The organism is Parapedobacter koreensis (assembly GCF_900109365.1).
GTDB lineage: Bacteria > Bacteroidota > Bacteroidia > Sphingobacteriales > Sphingobacteriaceae > Parapedobacter > Parapedobacter koreensis.
The window spans coordinates 491,060-506,597 of record NZ_FNZR01000003.1 but is presented as its reverse complement, the minus strand read 5'-3'; the positions used below and the strand labels follow the sequence as shown (position 1 = coordinate 506,597).

The following is a 15,538-nucleotide window of genomic DNA, read 5'->3' as shown; positions in this document are numbered from 1 at the left end:
CTCAATAGAAACTAAACAGGTTCATCTTCATATTCCTTCACCTCGGTATGCACATAATCTTCCACCATCAATTCTTCGATGGGCTGTCCTTTTTTGTCGAGCCCGAGGCGGTGCAGGATATTGTCTGCAATCTGATAAACTACAGGTACTACAATAAGGGTAAGAAACAGTGAACTGATCAAACCACCGATAATTACCCATGCCAAGCCATTTTTCCATTCCGCACCGGCACCCGATGCAATGGCAATGGGTATCATCCCGAATACCATGGCGATGGTCGTCATCAGGATAGGCCGCAAACGAGCTTGGTTAGCCAGAATTAGGGCTTCTCTTGTGGATTTGCCTTCTGCTTTGAGGTGGTTGGTAAAATCCACAAGAATGATAGCATTTTTGGCCACCAAGCCAATCAGCATAATAAGCCCGAGAATCGTAAAGATACTCAATGTGTTGTTGGTCAATGCCAGTGCCAAAAACGCACCGATTACCGCCAGCGGTATGGAAAACATGACCACGAAGGGATATACAAAGCTGTCGTACAAAGCGACCATGATGAAATACACCAATAATACCGATGCAAGCAACGCGATACCCAATGTACCGAAACCTTCCGACTGCTGCTCCATATCACCACCCCAAACATAGCTCACGCCACCGGGCGTACGTACTTGGTCCAGTTGGTCCATCCAATCAGCTACCACGGCACTGGCGGTTCGACCAACCACTTGGGATTGTACTTTTACCGACGTGCTCTTATCTCGACGCTCCAATTGGCTCGGTCCTGATCCTTCTTTAATGGTTGCAAACTGCGATAAGCGGATGAGTTGCCCCCTATCATTCGCAAACAGGAGGTTACTCACGTCGTCCACATTCTTCCGGTTATAATCATCAAAGCGGATGTTGATGTCATATTCGTATTCACCCGCCCGGAACTTACCATCCGTATTGCCGTTGAATGCCGTCTGCATGGTGCCACCTACGGTCTGCAAATTCAAGCCCAATGCGGCCATCTTGTCCCTATCTACTTCTACCGTGATTTCCGGTGTACCGCTTTCTACGGACAACTTGCTTTCCACGGTGCCGGGGATTTTGTTGAGGATGGCCAGCGCGTCGTTTGCATAGGTAAGCACACTATCCAAATCCGAGCCCATGACCACCATTTCCACAGGCGCCTGCTCGGCAAAGCCGACGATACTGATGGGAACGGTCTTTACTTTTGCGCCCACCAATATTTTCTCCAGCTCACGTTTTACCTTGGCGGCATAGATGCTGCTCTCATCCTCACGTTCTTTCTTTTCCACAAGCTTGACGGTGATTTCGGATTTGTACATTGTCGTCAATGCTCCCGTCACCGCATCGCTCGATTGGCCCACGGTCGTAATCATCGATACAATCTCGGGTTTTTTGTTCAGGTATTCCTCTGCCTTTCTGGTCATCTGGTTGGTTTGCTCGATAGAAGCATCCTTGGGCATTTCAATCTGCACCAAAAACTCACCCCTATCACCCGAAGCAAAAAATTCAAACCCGATGAAACCACCCGCCGGCAGGACGAAAGAGCCGAAAAACAGGATGACAACCAATGCCAGGGTAATGAATTTATGGTTAAGCGACCATTTCAATATACCCGTCATCCAACGGGTAAAACGATGCAACTGTTTCTCAAACCAAAGGATGAATCGTCCAAAAATGTTGTTGTTGGAGACCCTTTCCAATTTACCGAAACGGGAAGTAAGCAAGGGCACGATCGTAAACGACGCCACCAAACTGAGCAATGTGGCAATAACCACGACTACGCAAAACTCGCGTAATATGTCGGATACCATACCCGTGCTGAGCGCAATGGGGAGGAATACCACCACAATAACCATCGTGATGGATACGACTGTAAAACCGATTTCCTTGGCGCCATCGTAAGATGCCCTTACCCTATTCTTGCCCATCTCCATATGCCGGTAGATGTTTTCGATGACGACGATGGCATCGTCCACCAAAATACCCACCACCAGCGACAGCCCCAGCAGCGACATGAGGTTGAGCGTATAGCCCAGGAGATTCACACCGATGAATGTAGCAATCAACGATGCCGGGATAGCCACCATGACAATCACTGCATTCCGGAGGCTGTGCAAAAAGAACAGCATCACGACCGCTACCAGCACAATAGCCAGAAACAAGTCATGGATTACCGCATCGGCTGACTCCAATGTGTATGTTGAACTGTCGTTTGCGACATCAATTTTCAATGCTTCTTTCGCATACGTTTGAGTTAAACTAGCAATGGCCTCCTGCGAACCGCGGCTTACTTCCACGGCATTGGCGTCCGACTGCTTCAGCACCTGGAGCACCAATGCACTCCGTTCGTTCACACGTGCAATTTTTTCTACGTCCTTCTGGCTGTCCTGCACATCAGCGATATCCCGCATACGTACTTGTGCCCCGGTAGCTGTTGTGGCGATGACCAGGTTACGGAGTTCATCCACCGTTTTGTATTTCCCCGCCAAACGGATAAGAATATCCTGGTTTTGCGTTTTCACACTACCGGTCGGGAAGTCGAGGTTGGAGGTAAGAATAGCTTGCTGTACCTGCAAGATGGACATGCCATAACCTTGCAGCTTGGACGCATCTATGCTCACCTGAATTTCCCGTTCCTGTCCGCCAATGAGGTTTACTTGAGCTACACCCGGTACGCGTGAAAGCACCGGTTGCACACGCTTATCTATCAGATCATAAAAAGCGGCGTCATCCAGATTACCCGTAGCAGCAAGCGTGAGGATAGGCAGGTCATCCAATGAGAATTTGGCCAGTGAGGGCGTTTCGGCGTCGTCCGGCAAATCCGAAAGGATCGCATTAACCTTCCGTTGTGCATCATTCAGGGAGTAGTCCACATCCGCTCCGCTATGGAGTTCGATGACCACCATCGATAAGCTTTCAAATGATGTCGCGTCCAACTTCTTGATGTTTTCCAGCGAGGCCACCGCATCTTCTATTTTCTTGGTGACCGTGTTTTCCACCTCACTTGGCGATGCACCGGGATAAACGGTGGTGATAGACACCACATTGGGGGAAAACTTGGGGAGCAACTCGTAGTTCAACGAGAAATAGCTCAAGATACCCATCAAGGTCAGTGCGGTATAAACCACAATGACGATAGATGGGCGTTTAATCGATATTTCTGCTATCTTCATGATTTAAGATATGAGACGTTTTAATTTGAAAGTTGAGACCTTAAGACTGGCTATTCGCCGTCGAATCGACTTGCGTTTCGACCTTCGCACCGTCTACCAAATTAATCTGTCCGCTGGTAATGACGGTTTCACCTTCTTCAAGGCCTCTCAATATTTCCACCTGCTCACCGAAAATCCTTCCGGCAACCACGTCACGTGTCTTCGCGGTGCTATCTGCATCAAGCACATAAATACGGTTGCTATTGACTCCGCCGACAAAAGCGCCCCGTGGTATTAAAATCGTCGGCTCTTGTTGTGGAAATTTAAAGTGTGCCGTACCGTACATGCCTGCTTTCAGTTGAGTGGCGGCAGTATTATCAACCGTGATTTCGACCGGATAATTCAGTGTATTGTCAGCCTTTGCTGCGATGAAGCTTACCGTGCCATTAAATTCCTTATCCGGAAAGACCGAGCTTATAATGGCGACTTTATCCCCCACCTTAAGGTTCACCACCTGATTTTCATTGGCGGTAACCTTCAACTTTAATTGGGATAAATCGACGATTTCAAATAGCTCGGTACCGGCTGATAGATAAGCGCCTACTTCGATATCGCGGCGATTGACAATGCCATTGATTGGCGATTTGATGTTTGCGTCCTGTACGCGACGGTTGGCTTGTTGCAGCCTGGTCTCGGCATTGCGCAATTGCAATTCGATATCATCCAATTGTGCCTTAGTGACACCGCCTGTTTCGAAAGAGCTTTTATAGCGCTCATAGTCGGTCTTTAGCTTTTGGAGTGCGTCTTCAGCGGCTTGCTTGTCCAAGCTGAGAATTTCTGGATCGACGACTGCCAGCACCTGTCCCCTGCTTACCCTTGACCCTTCTTTCACCAAAATACGGGTGACTCGCCCGCTTAGTTCAGAAAGCAGTGTCAGATCTTGGTTTGCCGCAAAAGTACCATTGGCCGAAAAGTCAAGCACGATGGGCTGCCTGCTTACTTTAGCCGCTTTTACCACAATCGCACCACCTGTTTCGGCCACCACGGCCGTTTTCGCCTCGTTTTCTTTCTTGTTATTGCTTAATACCCATCCGATAAGAGCAAGCACTCCTACGACGACAATGATGGTGATGATGACTCGTTTCATATATTAACAGTAATTGATGATGATTTATTCGTTTACTAATGTTTTGATTTGTCCGTTTGATTTCTTCAGTTGGATTTCCGCTATTTTGTAATTAAGCAGCGCTTGGGTATAACTGTTTTGAGCTTGGGTCAGCGCATTTTCTGTATCCAGTAAATCGGTCAGCGCAGCTAGGCCATTATTGTAGTTATTCTGCGTACTCTCGTATACTTCCTGAGCCAATTGCATATTCTGCCGTTGGGAATGGATGGTATTCACCGCGTTTTTCAATTGAATCTTGGCATTTTCATTGGCCAAATCGAGCGACTGTCTCATGTTGTACAAATCCTGTTCGGCTTTTAAATAATCAACTTTTGCCTTCCCGATACGTGCACGTGTCGCAAATCCGTTGAATATCGGAACACGGAGGCTGAGGCCCACGAGCATCGACCCGAATTTTGCAGCAACCGGATTTTCGGAATTACGATACAAATAGTTGAACTTGCTGGCCATTGCCGTATAGCTATAATTGCTAATTAAGGAAAGCGAAGGGTAATATTCTGCCTTATTTGCTTTGTATTGTAAATCCAGCAGCTCCAGCTGTTTATTCAGTACTTGCAGTTCCACTAACCGATCCAATCTGCCGTCATCCTCGTCGAAATCGGTCAATGCAGGCACTTCCTTCAACTCCTCCTCAGCCAAGGTTATTGGCGCCTCAATGGGCATTCCCATGGAGAATTTCAATCGGTTTTCCAACAAAACGATCCCATTGACCAATTCTTCCCGTTGCGTTTCCAGGTTGGTGATATTTACTTTAATCCGATCGACATCTATTTTCTTGGCCAAGCCGTTTTGATATTGGTTGGCCACCACATCATTGATGATACGGATATTTTTCAGGTTAGTGTCAATCACGCTGAGTTGCTCCTTATTGACCAACACTTGATAATAATTGGAAGCAACCGTTTCAATGACCTGCTCTTCCGTCATATTGGCTGCAAGGACATAGTAATCACTCGTGGCCTGAGCAGCCTTGAGCCCTGTGAAAACCTGCTGATTGAATACCTGTTGGTTCAATTGCGCACCAAATTGCGAATCCCAAGGCTGGCCAATGGTGACGGACTGGCCGGCAAATACCAATTTACCGATGATGGGGTTATAGTTGAGCCCTGCCGAACCTTCCACCTGCGGCAGCGCACCTGCCCGCACCTCAGCTACCTGATGCTTTCCTCCTTCGATATCGAGATAAGCCTTTTTTACTGACTCGTTGTTTTTCAACGCATATTGCAGCGCATCGTTAAGGGTGAGTACTTCCTGTGCCGAGGCCGTGTTTGCACTCCACAACCCTACGAATACCATTGCGATGATTAACCGTATATTCATTTTAACTATGTTCATATTGTTTTTCAGCTATTTGTCGATTTTTTTATGCCATTAATGAAGATGGCTGCTGCTTGCTTTTGTTTTTCAATAATTTTATCCAGCTCGTCTCTATCTACCAATGCATGTGGTATCGTGTGGTCACAAAACATAGCCAAGCCCCGCATCAGGGCGACGTACAATTCAGACGTGGATGAAACATCAAATGTTACAAGTTCGTTACGTTTTATCCCCCTTTCAAATATTTTCGAAATGGTGTCCATTTCACGCTGAAACATTTTTTTTGACAAGGCTATCCATCGTTCTTCGTTCATGTTCATTTCCTGAAGGTTGATGATCAGCATATAATACTTTTCAAGGTATTCTTTTTTGATGTCCAACATCCGGACAAGGGTATCCAGCGTATTAGGTATTTCATCCAATGCCTGCTTGATCGCCACATCGCTTTCGTCCATAATCTGGTAAGCAATGGCTTCAATCAGGGCAAACTTATCCTGGAAATAATAGTATAAGTTGGCTTTCGAAAGTTTTATATCCTCCGCTATTTCACTCATTGACGTCTTTACAATGCCAAAATGCGAAAAGCGCCTTAGCGCTGCAGCAATAATCTGATTCCTTTTGTCATCTAACATGTATATTTTACCATTTTACTGTTTGACTATTTTTAAATAATGGTCAAAAGTACAACTTTAATGGTATTTCGCAAAAAGAAAATTATATACGCCCCACTCCGCATCATCTTATGACAAAACGGTTACAAAGCGTTTACGACAGCAAAGAAATTTGTTGTAGTGACAACCCTATGGCAGGCCGAAGAAAGGGAGTTGGATTTCCTAATCCTTGGAGAACGTCAGCTCATTCTGAAACACTTTCGCATACTTGCGTTTATCGAGTTTGTATAGTCGAGCGGCACGGTATGAAACACCTCGTTGAAATTCGGGTAATTCCTTTAAGATATTATAATTCAGCATTTTCTTCCGAAAATTACGTTTATCCAATTTGCGACCCCAAATAGCTTCGTACAGCTGTTGCAATTGCGTGAGGGTGAATTTTTCCGGCAACAATTCAAAAGCGATGGGACTATAGCTGATTTTCCGCCTTACCTTTAAAATACTTTTATCAATGATATGTCGGTGGTCGAAAGCCAAATCCGGCAAATTATTCAGGGGATGCCATACAGCCTGCCGGGCATAGTCCGTCACCGGTTCGGGTTGGCTTTTCAAATCGTCCAACCGCAAGAGGGCATAATAAGCCACGGTGATAATACGCCCCTGGGGATGCCGCTTCAAGTCACCAAACGTATACAATTGTTCCATAAAGATTCCACGCAAACCCGTATGCTCGTATAAAATCCGCTTGACCGCATCATCTATCGTTTCATTATGTTCTACGAAGAAGCCCGGAAGCGCCCACCACCCTTTAAAGGGATATTCATTACGTTCGATAAGCAGCACTTTCAGCTCGCCTTCCCGGAAGCCGAAAATCACGCAGTCTGTTGTAAATATGGATTGTAAATGTGGTAAATTTGATTGCAAAGCTTTGACTATTTGTTTATTAATTGATTTTTATTTCCTAAGTTTGCTCACTTAAACCATTCAAGTAAAAAAATAATTCTTGAAAAATTTAATAGTGTAACAAATACACACTATATTCGTGCTGCTAATTTATAAAGATTATTAGAAAAGTGCAAAGCATAACGAAAGTAGGAATATTTACATCGGGTGGTGATGCCCCGGGCATGAACGCTTGTATACGTGCAGCGGTTCGCACGGCCCTGCATGCTGGCAAGTCCGTAGTAGGCATATACCAAGGTTACCAAGGGATGATTGACGCCAATTTTCTGGAGATGAGCAGCCGCTCGGTAAGCAACATCATCCAATTGGGCGGCACTATTCTCAAGACCGCCAGGTGCAAGGCTTTCCGTACGGTCGAAGGCAGGCAGCAAGCATATGATAATATTAAGGCCGCAGGTATTGATGGCCTCATCGCAATTGGCGGGGATGGCACATTTACCGGAGCCGAGATTTTTTCACGCGAACACAATATTCCCGTAGTCTGTATACCCGGAACCATCGACAATGATTTATACGGTTCGGATTTTACGCTTGGCTACGATACAGCCACCAATACAGTCATTGAAGCCATTGACAAAATACGCGATACGGCGGCTTCCCATGACCGGTTGTTTTTTGTGGAAGTGATGGGACGCGATTCGGGCTGCATTGCTTTGAATGCAGGCATTGCCGGTGGAGCCGAAGCGATATTGCTACCCGAGAAGACCACAGGGATCGAAGAGCTCTGCACCCAACTGGAGGGTGCGGCCAAAAGCAAAAAGTCGTCTACGATTGTTATTGTGGCGGAGGGTGAAGAAAACGGCGGGGCATACAACGTGGCGAAAGAGGTAAAAGCCCGGTTCAATTTTTACGACACCAAAGTAACGATACTGGGCCACCTTCAGCGCGGCGGATCGCCAAGCAGTTTTGATAGGGTATTGGCCAGCCGACTGGGTTTTGCCGCTGTACGGCGTTTGCTTGCCGGTGAAACACGCGTAATGGTAGGTATACGCGGCAATGAGGTAGCAGCCACCCCCCTTGAGGAAGTATTAAACAAGAAAGTGTTCAAACTGAGTGAGGACATGCTCGAAATGATGGAAGTGTTATCGATATGATAGCGGTTGTATTCAGCGGTTCAAGGTTTTCAGATTGGAGGCTGGCAGATAAACGAAAAATTATCACCGGGTTTCGGATGATGGGTATCAATCCCTACCTTCATGACGAACGGTTTATCTTCCAACTGCTGAACAAAAACAACAACCTCATCAACTACGCAGAACAAATCAAGCGGATTTATTTTTTTGGTGCCGGTTCGTCTTCCCCGGAGCGCAAGGAAAAGATTGCTACTGTTTTCAAACAATTTTTCGTCAACGCAAAAATAACCGTAGATCATGATGTCAAAGCATCCGCCCTTTCCACATTTGGTGACGAGAAGGGGCTTGTAGGTATATTAGGAAGTGGCTCTAATGCAGCTTATTTTAATGGCAAACGGACAGCAGACAACAATTTTGGTTTAGGGTATATCCTGGCGGATGAAGGTTCTGCCAATTGGGTCGGCCGCATGCTCCTGAAAAGTTTCCTAAACGAAACAATGCCTGATGATTTGCGGGAGAAATTCCTCGAACGGTACCCTATCGATCGCAAAATTATTTTGGATAAGGTATATAATCAGGCAAACCCAACCTTATTTCTGACTTCATTTGCTGATTTCGTGATGGAAAACAACACCCATCGGTTTATCAGAAAAATGATCTATCACGGTTTTAAATTATATATTGAAACGTACTTACTGCCATTGACAAAACAATACCCCAATATGGCCGTTAATTTTACAGGGAGTGTGGCTGCCGGATACGAGGATTGGCTACGGGATGTGGCCAATCAATATGGCATAACGATTGGCACGGTCATTAAGGAGCCTATACATAATTTATTGAAATACTATTTAAATAAAAACTAATATAAAAATGAAAATTGGAATCAATGGATTCGGCCGGATAGGCCGTTTAGCATTCAGAGCAGCAGTAAACCGACCAGGCGTTGAAATTGTTGGAATCAATGATCTGGTAGATCCCGATTACATGGCTTACATGCTGAAATATGACTCAACCCACGGAAAATTTGACGGCACCGTGGAAGCAAAAGATGGTAATTTGATTGTGAATGGTAAAACCATCCGCGTAACGGCCGAAAAAGACCCGGCTAATCTCAAATGGGGTGAAGTGGGTGCCGAAGTCATCATCGAATCCACCGGGTTGTTCCTTACGCAGGAGACTGCACAAAAGCATATCGATGCCGGCGCCAAGAAAGTAGTGATGTCTGCTCCAGCGAAAGATGATACCCCTACATTTGTTATGGGCGTGAATGACAAGGAGCTCAAAGCCGATCAGACCATCGTGTCCAACGCATCATGCACCACCAACTGTTTGGCTCCGCTTGCTAAAGTACTTCATGACAAATTCGGCATCGTTGAAGGATTGATGAGCACTATCCACGCGGTCACAGCTACCCAAAAAACCGTAGATGGCCCATCCGTAAAGGATTGGCGCGGCGGACGGGGTGCTTATCAAAATATCATCCCATCCTCAACCGGCGCAGCCAAAGCGGTTGGATTGGTATTGCCAGCGCTGAAAGGCAAGCTTACCGGTATGTCCTTCCGCGTACCGGTGCCTGATGTATCGGTGGTAGACCTTACAGCCCGTTTGGAAAAACCAGCTACTTACGAAGAAATCAAACAAGCATTCAAGGAGGCTGCCGAAGGCGAACTGAAAGGTATCCTCGGATATACGGAAGACGACGTGGTATCCGAAGATTTCCGTGGCGATGCGCGTACCTCCATCTTTGATGCAAAGGCAGGAATTTCACTTAACGAACACTTCGTTAAAGTGGTATCGTGGTATGACAATGAATGGGGTTATTCAAACAAGTTAGTCGATTTGGTTGAGTTGGCGGCTAAAATCTAATTCCCGACTTCGATACAACAACGTAATAAAAAGGCTCCATGCGTAAAGCAGGAGCCTTTTTCATTTTTCACACCATCAATCTTTATACCAGGAAGCCACCGCCAAGCAAATCGTCCCCCTCATAAAATACCGCCGATTGGCCGGGTGCAATACCTTTCACCATGTGGTGGAATTGTACATTCATTTTTCCGTCTTCCTGTACAATGGTGCTGGTCATTCCAGCATCTTTATAGCGTATCTTTGTTACGGCCTCCATCGGTTGCTCAATCGATGCATATTTTACCAGGTTGACATTTTTCACGTACGCCTCACCGCGTTGCAAATCCACTTCATCGCCCAATACCACCGTGTTGCTCGCTGGCAGGATTTGCGTCACGAAGACCGGCCGTCCCAATGCAATGCCCAAGCCCTTCCGTTGGCCCACGGTATAATACGGATACCCTTGGTGCTTACCCACGATGGTACCATCGGTCAGCACAAAATTTCCGGGACCGATGCGGTCATCGATATCTTCCACCCTGTGGCGCAGGAAAGCGCGGTAGTCATTGTCCGGCACAAAACAGATTTCATAGCTCTCAGACTTGTTAGCCAACTCCAATTGCCCCATTTCGGCAGCCATCTGTCTGATTTCTGCCTTCGTATAACTACCCAATGGGAACTGGGTACGGGCAAGATTTTCCTGCGATACACCCCATAGGACATAAGACTGATCTTTGTGGGTGTCCCTTCCTTTAGAAATCACGTAACGGCCGTTGTCCTGTAGCCGAATGTTGGCGTAATGGCCCGTGGCAATGAATTCGCAATCCAATTTATCAGCACGCTTGAGCAGTGCCTCCCACTTGATGTGGGTATTGCAAAGCACACAGGGATTTGGGGTACGGCCAGCCAGGTACTCCTCGACAAAATTATCAATGACAAAATCGCCAAACTCTCCCCGGATATCCAATATATAGTGTGGAAAACCATAAGACACGGCCAATGCCCGGGCATCATTGATGCTGTCTAAGCTGCAGCAGCCCGTCTCTTTCGATGAGCCGCCGGAAGAAGCGTAATCCCACGTTTTCATCGTCAATCCGATGACCTCGTATCCTTGTTCGTGAAGCATCACAGCGGCTACCGAGCTATCCACTCCCCCACTCATGGCAACCAATACTCTTCCTCTTTTGCTCATTTTTGTTAATTAAAAATGCAAAGATAGGGCTATTTTCCTTATGATATGTTTTGGCCTTGTCATTTTATCCTCAACACAATCAGTCCCTTGCCAATATTCACCGAACAATTTTCAAAAAAAGTTTTCATAAATGAAAAAAGGCGCTACATTTGCAGTCCCAAAACAACGATATCTGTTGTTTACGGAAAGGGTGCCATAGCTCAGTTGGTAGAGCAAAGGACTGAAAATCCTTGCGTCGCTGGTTCGATTCCAGCTGGCACCACAGAAAGCCTCGAATATTCGAGGCTTTTTTTTATTGCCTCCATTCGTGGAACCTAAAGGCCCCAAATTCCGAAAAAATATTTAAAAAATCTTCACACGATCTAAAAAAGAAAAATAAAACCAAAAGACTATTTTAAAAGTAAAATATACTACAAAATAAACAAATAACAATATATACTATTAAATACACGTAATATTGTGACATATTTTTCTAAACAAAATGAAAGATCTATTACACCGTTTCGAGGCCAAGCGGCCCGAGATCGTCTTCGAATGGAAGGACAGCGAGACTGAGGCAGAGGGCTGGGTGGTTATCAATTCACTCCGGGGTGGCGCTGCCGGCGGCGGCACCCGTATGCGGTTGGGGCTCGACCGCCACGAAGTAGAGTCGCTTGCCAAAACCATGGAGGTCAAGTTCACGGTATCCGGGCCTGCCATTGGAGGTGCCAAATCAGGCATCAACTTCGATCCCGGCGATCCACGCAAAGCAGGCGTATTGGATCGCTGGTATCGTGTGGTGACACCGCTGTTGAAAAACTACTATGGTACCGGCGGCGATCTCAACGTTGATGAAATTCATGAGGTCATCCCGCTTACGGAGCGGTATGGGCTCTGGCACCCGCAGGAAGGCATCCTCGCCGGGCATTTCAATGTCCGCGAACATGAGCGCATTCACCAAATCGGGCAACTTCGCCAAGGGGTATCTAAGGTGATGGAAGATCCGGATTTCACGCCCGACTTGAAACGTCGCTATCGCGTGGCCGATTTGATTACCGGCTATGGCGTAGCCGAATCCATCAGGCATTATTATGCCCATTATCACAATGGTTGCAACGGTAAGCGTGCCATCATCCAAGGATGGGGTAACGTGGCCGGGGCCGCTGCCTATTACCTCGCCCAACAGGGGGTGCAAATCGTAGGCATTATCGACCGAAACGGCGGATTAATAAAACCGGAAGGCTTTACCCCACACGAAATCACCGAGCTGTTCGTCAGCCGTCAAGGAAATAGCCTGACGGCTCCCCATCTGCTGCCTTTCGAGGTGATTGACAAATGCATTTGGGATCTTAATGCCGAAATACTCATTCCCGCTGCAGCGTCGCGCTTGCTGACTAAAAACCATGTGGAACGATTGGTATCGGGGGGGCTGGAGGTCATCGCCTCAGGAGCAAATGTGCCGTTTGCCGATCGCGAGATTTTCTATGGCCCCACCATGGCATTCGCCGATGCAAAGGTATCGGTCATCCCGGATTTCATCGCTAACTGTGGCATGGCCCGCGTATTTGCTTATCTCATGCAGCCTGGCGCGGAAATCAGCGATTTGGCCATTTTTACGGATGTATCTGATGTCATCCACCGTGCCATCCGCAATATCTACGAGACTTCTGCCGAGTATACCGGTATGGCATCGAGGGCCTATGAGCTGGCCCTCAAACAGCTGGTGTAGTGTTCATGTAGATCGTCATGGCACCGATTAGAGGTTGCCCCGTCGTTCCTGCTCCCGTTCAATAGCCTCGAAAAGTGCCTTAAAATTGCCGGCACCAAAGCTTTGCGCGCCTTTCCGCTGGATAATCTCAAAAAACAATGTCGGTCGGTCTTCAACCGGCTTGGTGAAGATTTGCAGGAGGTAGCCTTCTTCATCACGATCTACGAGGATGCCCAGCCGACGGATGGCTGCAAGTTCTTCATCGATATCCCCTACCCGTTCGGGCAGCATGTCGTAATAGGCATCAGGCGGTGCACCCAGGAACTCCACACCCCTGTCCTTCAGTGCCTTTACCGTCTCCAAGATGTTAGTTGTCGTCAAGGCGGCATGTTGCACCCCCTCGCCCTCGTAATATTCGAGGTACTCTTCAATCTGCGATTTCTTACGGCCTTCAGCAGGCTCATTGATGGGAAATTTCACATAACCATTGCCATTGCTCATCACTTTGCTCATCAATGCCGAGTATTCGGTATTGATCTGCTTATCATCGAACGACAGGATATTCACAAAACCCATGACATCTTGGTACCATTGCACCGTTTCGTCCATGCGGTTCCAGCCAACATTGCCCACACAGTGGTCAATGTACAGCAGTCCGGTCTCCGATGGTTGGTAATTGCTCTCCCACGGTTCATACCCCGGCATGAAAGCACCGTGATAATCCTTACGCTCCACAAAAAGGTGTACCGTCTCCCCATAGGTGTAAATCCCGGACGTAACCACCCTGCCGCGGGCATCCGCCATAACACGCGGCTCCTGGTAAGGTTTGGCTCCCCGTTTAGTCGTTTCAGCAAAAGCCCGGGTGGCATCATCGACCCATAACGCCAACACCTTCACGCCGTCCCCATGTTTGCGCACATGTTCGGCGATGGGATGGTCCGAATGAAGTGCGGTGGTGAGCACCAGCCGGATCTTATGCTGCCGCAGCACATAGGATGCCCGGTCGCGCACACCCGTCTCAGGGCCCGCATAAGCCTCCGATTGGAATCCGAAGGCGGTTTTATAATAATGGGCAGCTTGTTTGGCATTGCCCACGTAGAACTCGATGTGATCGGTTCCGTTGATGGGAAGGAAGTCCTTCGCCCCGGCGATTTTTTCTGCAAAAGTCGGTTGCATAGTCCTGCTTTGTAAGTTCATATCAAAAAAACCATTATCCCATCCACGAGCGGTAGTATGCCGGATCTTCAATGGCCAGCGCTTCCACGGTAAGCATGAGCGGCCGGAACGGATCAATCATCACGGCAAGTTCATTGGTACCTGCCTGGCCAATACTCTTTTCCACCGTACCCGGATGCGGCCCGTGCGGGATGCCGCCGGGATGCAAGGTTATCTGGCCCCGTGCTACACTTTTTCGGCTCATGAAGTCGCCATCCACATAATAGAGCACTTCGTCGGAGTCGACGTTGCTGTGATTGTACGGTGCAGGAATTGCCTGCGGATGATAATCATACATCCGCGGGCAAAAACTGCACAGTACAAATGCATCTGTCTCAAACGTCTGATGCACCGGCGGTGGTTGATGTAGTCGCCCCGTAATGGGTTCAAAATCGTGGATGGAAAAGCCCCATGGATAATGGTAGCCATCCCAACCTACAAAATCAAAAGGATGGCTACCATACACGTATGGATAGATGAGCCCTTGTTTCTTGATGCGGATATCGAAGTTACCTTTGGTATCCAACGTCTCCAGGTTACCCGGGCGTTTGATATCCCGCTCACAAAACGGGGCATGCTCCATCAATTGACCAAATTCATTGCGGTACCGTTTGGGTGTGCGGACAGGTGCAAATGATTCCACGATAAACAAGCGGTTATCCGGTCCGTCAAAATGCAACTGGTAAATGACACCCCGTGGTATGACCAAGTAATCGCCATATCCGAAGCGGATCTGCCCATAACCCGTCTTCAAGGTACCACTTCCCTCATGCACAAAGATGATCTCGTCTGCCTGACTGTTTTTATAGAAATAGGTAACCATGGACTGCCGCGGCGCAGCCAACGAGATGTGCAAATCGCTATTTACCAATACCGGTATGCGGCTATGGAGGTAGTCATCGGCAGGAGCAATATGAAAACCGTTAAGGCTGGTATGCCGAAGGTGCCGTTCACGGCCTATCCGGGGTTCCACTGAATACGGGTCGCCCACCTGCTTGACTAACGTGGGTGGATGACAGTGGTACACCAGCGAATAAGTGCTCGAAAATCCATGCGTGGATACCAGTTCTTCCGCATAAAGACTGCCATCCGCCTTACGAAATACGGTATGTCGCTTGGGGGGAATATTACCCAACTGATGATAAATCGGCATAATCGGTTATCTTTACACCAAGTCCGCTAGCGCGTCCCTGATGCTTTTTTACATCAGTACAAACATAATAAATCGGCGCAACAAACCATAAATATTGCTATAAAAAATTAGATTTGCAGTAATTAAAAAACA

12 protein-coding genes and 1 tRNA gene are annotated in these 15,538 nt (G+C 47.4%); 5 read left to right on the top strand and 8 right to left on the bottom strand.

From position 1 onward, the window contains the following. Positions 1-11: 11 nt before the first annotated feature. The 5 genes from BMW65_RS09945 to BMW65_RS09925 all read right to left on the bottom strand — a co-directional run bounded on the left by BMW65_RS09945 (position 12) and on the right by BMW65_RS09925 (position 7,199). Positions 12-3,182 carry an efflux RND transporter permease subunit gene (locus tag BMW65_RS09945; protein WP_090604994.1) on the bottom strand — a complete coding sequence of 1,057 codons (3,171 nt, stop codon included), beginning with the start codon at positions 3,180-3,182 and terminating at the stop codon, positions 12-14. 40 nt (positions 3,183-3,222) lie between these two features. Beyond that, entirely contained in the window at positions 3,223-4,308 is a 1,086-nt protein-coding gene (locus tag BMW65_RS09940; protein ID WP_090604993.1) for an efflux RND transporter periplasmic adaptor subunit, read from the bottom strand. Between the two features lie 24 nt (positions 4,309-4,332). Continuing rightward, the gene (locus BMW65_RS09935; RefSeq protein WP_090604992.1) at positions 4,333-5,682 is read right to left on the bottom strand and encodes a TolC family protein; all 1,350 of its coding nucleotides are present in this window, start codon (positions 5,680-5,682) and stop codon (positions 4,333-4,335) included. Between the two features lie 8 nt (positions 5,683-5,690). Beyond that, complete coding sequence (locus BMW65_RS09930; protein WP_090604991.1) at positions 5,691-6,296, bottom strand: TetR/AcrR family transcriptional regulator; 606 nt, start codon at positions 6,294-6,296, stop codon at positions 5,691-5,693. Between the two features lie 201 nt (positions 6,297-6,497). Next, positions 6,498-7,199, bottom strand: a complete 702-nt coding sequence (locus tag BMW65_RS09925) for an NUDIX hydrolase (RefSeq protein ID WP_090604990.1) — start codon at positions 7,197-7,199, stop codon at positions 6,498-6,500. A 149-nt stretch (positions 7,200-7,348) separates the two neighbouring features. Between BMW65_RS09925 and pfkA the strand changes: the two genes are divergently transcribed. From pfkA to gap, 3 genes are read left to right on the top strand one after another with little or no spacing between them, the layout of a single operon-like run. Next, positions 7,349-8,332: a 6-phosphofructokinase gene (pfkA, locus tag BMW65_RS09920; protein ID WP_090604989.1), complete on the top strand. Its 984-nt coding sequence runs from the start codon at positions 7,349-7,351 to the stop codon at positions 8,330-8,332. After that, positions 8,329-9,177: a hypothetical protein gene (locus tag BMW65_RS09915; RefSeq protein WP_090604988.1), complete on the top strand. Its 849-nt coding sequence runs from the start codon at positions 8,329-8,331 to the stop codon at positions 9,175-9,177. Before pfkA ends, BMW65_RS09915 begins: the two co-directional genes overlap by 4 nt. Positions 9,178-9,184: 7 nt before the next feature. Continuing rightward, positions 9,185-10,180 carry a type I glyceraldehyde-3-phosphate dehydrogenase gene (gene gap, locus BMW65_RS09910; RefSeq protein WP_090604987.1) on the top strand — a complete coding sequence of 332 codons (996 nt, stop codon included), beginning with the start codon at positions 9,185-9,187 and terminating at the stop codon, positions 10,178-10,180. An 82-nt stretch (positions 10,181-10,262) separates the two neighbouring features. On the opposite strand, the gene mnmA is transcribed toward gap, so the two are convergent. After that, positions 10,263-11,351 (bottom strand): tRNA 2-thiouridine(34) synthase MnmA, encoded by a 1,089-nt coding sequence (mnmA, locus tag BMW65_RS09905; protein ID WP_090604986.1) that lies wholly within the window; start codon positions 11,349-11,351, stop codon positions 10,263-10,265. A gap of 189 nt (positions 11,352-11,540) precedes the next feature. Here mnmA and BMW65_RS09900 point away from each other — a divergent pair. Together BMW65_RS09900 and BMW65_RS09895 are read left to right on the top strand one after the other, a co-directional pair. Further along, positions 11,541-11,613 (top strand) — tRNA-Phe (locus BMW65_RS09900). Between the two features lie 219 nt (positions 11,614-11,832). Continuing rightward, the gene (locus BMW65_RS09895; protein ID WP_090604985.1) at positions 11,833-13,059 is read left to right on the top strand and encodes a Glu/Leu/Phe/Val dehydrogenase dimerization domain-containing protein; all 1,227 of its coding nucleotides are present in this window, start codon (positions 11,833-11,835) and stop codon (positions 13,057-13,059) included. A gap of 27 nt (positions 13,060-13,086) precedes the next feature. Here BMW65_RS09895 and hppD read toward each other — a convergent pair whose 3' ends face one another. Together hppD and BMW65_RS09885 are read right to left on the bottom strand one after the other, a co-directional pair. Continuing rightward, positions 13,087-14,214 (bottom strand): 4-hydroxyphenylpyruvate dioxygenase, encoded by a 1,128-nt coding sequence (gene hppD / locus BMW65_RS09890; RefSeq protein ID WP_090604984.1) that lies wholly within the window; start codon positions 14,212-14,214, stop codon positions 13,087-13,089. A 34-nt stretch (positions 14,215-14,248) separates the two neighbouring features. Continuing rightward, positions 14,249-15,406 carry a homogentisate 1,2-dioxygenase gene (locus BMW65_RS09885; protein ID WP_090604983.1) on the bottom strand — a complete coding sequence of 386 codons (1,158 nt, stop codon included), beginning with the start codon at positions 15,404-15,406 and terminating at the stop codon, positions 14,249-14,251. Between the last annotated feature and the right edge of the window lie 132 nt (positions 15,407-15,538).

Coding starts and splice junctions, on each gene's coding strand:
- BMW65_RS09895 (WP_090604985.1), top strand. CDS start 11,833: ATGAAAGATCTATTACACCGTTTCGAGGCCAAGCGGCCCGAGATCGTC.
- BMW65_RS09940 (WP_090604993.1), bottom strand. CDS start 4,308: ATGAAACGAGTCATCATCACCATCATTGTCGTCGTAGGAGTGCTTGCT.
- gap (WP_090604987.1), top strand. CDS start 9,185: ATGAAAATTGGAATCAATGGATTCGGCCGGATAGGCCGTTTAGCATTC.
- BMW65_RS09935 (WP_090604992.1), bottom strand. CDS start 5,682: ATGAACATAGTTAAAATGAATATACGGTTAATCATCGCAATGGTATTC.
- hppD (WP_090604984.1), bottom strand. CDS start 14,214: ATGCAACCGACTTTTGCAGAAAAAATCGCCGGGGCGAAGGACTTCCTT.
- mnmA (WP_090604986.1), bottom strand. CDS start 11,351: ATGAGCAAAAGAGGAAGAGTATTGGTTGCCATGAGTGGGGGAGTGGAT.
- BMW65_RS09945 (WP_090604994.1), bottom strand. CDS start 3,182: ATGAAGATAGCAGAAATATCGATTAAACGCCCATCTATCGTCATTGTG.
- BMW65_RS09915 (WP_090604988.1), top strand. CDS start 8,329: ATGATAGCGGTTGTATTCAGCGGTTCAAGGTTTTCAGATTGGAGGCTG.
- BMW65_RS09885 (WP_090604983.1), bottom strand. CDS start 15,406: ATGCCGATTTATCATCAGTTGGGTAATATTCCCCCCAAGCGACATACC.
- BMW65_RS09930 (WP_090604991.1), bottom strand. CDS start 6,296: ATGTTAGATGACAAAAGGAATCAGATTATTGCTGCAGCGCTAAGGCGC.